This window comes from Brevundimonas sp. (genome assembly GCF_032107865.1).
Taxonomy (GTDB): domain Bacteria; phylum Pseudomonadota; class Alphaproteobacteria; order Caulobacterales; family Caulobacteraceae; genus Brevundimonas.
Genome location: NZ_DAMCNG010000346.1, coordinates 1 through 1738, shown reverse-complemented (window position 1 = coordinate 1738; position 1738 = coordinate 1). Strand labels below are relative to the sequence as shown.

Genomic DNA, 1738 nt, shown 5'->3' with positions numbered 1-1738 from the left:
GGCGTCGGCCAGGGGCGCGAAGGCGCTGACCGCCGCCACCGTGACCAGGCCCAGTCCATAGACCCCGCCGATCGAGGCGAACTGCGACATGGCCGATCCGGCCATCCAACCCGCGCCCGCCGGGTTCCACGGAAAGCCCGTCAACACATGGCCGCGCGTCCACTCCAGCAGTGCGAACAGGGCCGCGAACAACAGGACGCGCCGCGCCCCGCCAGGACTGAAGCGGCGATAGGCCATGGTCGCCAAACCCCAGAACAGCCCCATGCCCGCCGGCAGCAGGCTAGCCGCAAAAGGCGCCATCCACGCCTGGGCCGGATTGACCAGAAAGGCCTCGGCCACCCACCAGCAGCCGATGAAGAAATAGGCGAATCCCGCCAGCCAGCCGACCCAGAAGCCGCCCTTCATGCCGCCGGCCCGATCCGCCAGCAACAGCAGCAGCGGATAGCCCACCAGGCCCGGCAGGAAGCCGAACGGCGGATGCGCCAGGGCGGCGCCCGCCCCGGCCAGGAGCGCCAGGCCGATGCGGCTCCAGCGGTTGTTCAACAAACCCGCGAACCGGGCGGCGATCGCCCCGCTCACGCGGCGCCCTCATGCTCGATCGCACCATTCTCGGCGGCATAGGGGTCGGCGACGCCCAATTCGGCCAGGATCTCGCGCTCCTCGGCCTCCATCTCCTCGGCCTCGGCGTCGTCCTCGTGGTCGCGGCCCAGCAGGTGAAGGACGCCGTGGACGACCAGATGGCTCAGATGGTCCGACAGGGTCTTGCCCTGCGCCTGCGCCTCCGCCGTGCAATAGGCGTAGCCCAACACCACGTCGCCCAGATGCGGAAAGGCGCTCTCGGCGGCCGGGAAAGACAGGACATTCGTCGGCCGGTCGTTGTCACGGAATCGGGCGTTCAGATCCTGCACCGCCGCGTCGTCCGCCAGCAGCACCACCACATCACCCTCGATAGTTCCGAGGGCCGCGCGAGCCGCGCGCTCGGCGATCGCCGCCGCCTCGGGCAAGGTCGTCGTCCAGCCGTCGCTCTCGATCTCGACCTCGATCATCCGGCGGCGTCCTCAAGGTCGGGGAAGGGGCGGCTGCGCGCCGCATCGGAATCATAGGCGCGTACGATGCGCTCAACCATGGCGTGACGCACCACGTCCTCGGACTTGAACTGCTGCACGCCGACGCCCTCAACGTCCTTCAGGATACGCAGGGCGTGGGCCAGTCCGGAATCGCGCGGGTTCAGCAGGTCGACCTGCGACGGATCGCCCGTCACCACCATGCGCGCGCCCTCGCCCAGACGGGTCAGCACCATCTTCATCTGCATCCGCGAGGTGTTCTGCGCCTCATCGACGATGATGAAGGCGTGGCTGAGCGTACGGCCGCGCATGAAGGCGATGGGGGCGGCTTCGATCTCGCCCTTCTCGCGACGACGGCGCACGTCGTCGACGCCCAGGATGTCGTTCAGCGACTCCCAGATCGGGGCCAGATAGGGGTCGACCTTCTCGTTCAGATCGCCCGGCAGGAAGCCCAGCTTCTCGCCCGCCTCGACCGCCGGGCGGGTGATGACCAGCCGGTCCACCTGCCCCCGCTTCAGCAGGGAGGCGCCGTAGGCCGCCGCCAGGAAGGTCTTGCCCGTGCCCGCCGGGCCGACGCCGAAGGTCAGCTCGCAGCGGCCCAGCATCTCCAGATAGCGCGCCTGCGACGCCGTCTTGGGGGCGATGGCGCCGCGACGGCCGACCGGCAAGGCCGC

General features: G+C 69.8%; 2 protein-coding genes and 1 pseudogene. All 3 read right to left on the bottom strand.

All coding sequences use genetic code 11. The features are described from left to right. Positions 1 to 579: pseudogene (locus tag RT567_RS16520) on the bottom strand (apolipoprotein N-acyltransferase); the annotation flags it as partial. Then, positions 576 to 1046 carry an rRNA maturation RNase YbeY gene (gene ybeY, locus RT567_RS16515; RefSeq protein ID WP_313577283.1) on the bottom strand — a complete coding sequence of 157 codons (471 nt, stop codon included), beginning with the start codon at positions 1044 to 1046 and terminating at the stop codon, positions 576 to 578. The gene ybeY and the pseudogene RT567_RS16520, both read right to left, overlap by 4 nt. After that, positions 1043 to 1738 (bottom strand): PhoH family protein (locus RT567_RS16510; protein WP_313577282.1); only part of this gene is annotated, 696 nt, incomplete at its 5' end. The genes RT567_RS16510 and ybeY, both read right to left, overlap by 4 nt.

Bases quoted from the DNA above. Each gene is read 5' to 3' on its own strand.
- ybeY (WP_313577283.1), bottom strand. From the start codon at position 1,046: ATGATCGAGGTCGAGATCGAGAGCGACGGCTGGACGACGACCTTGCCC.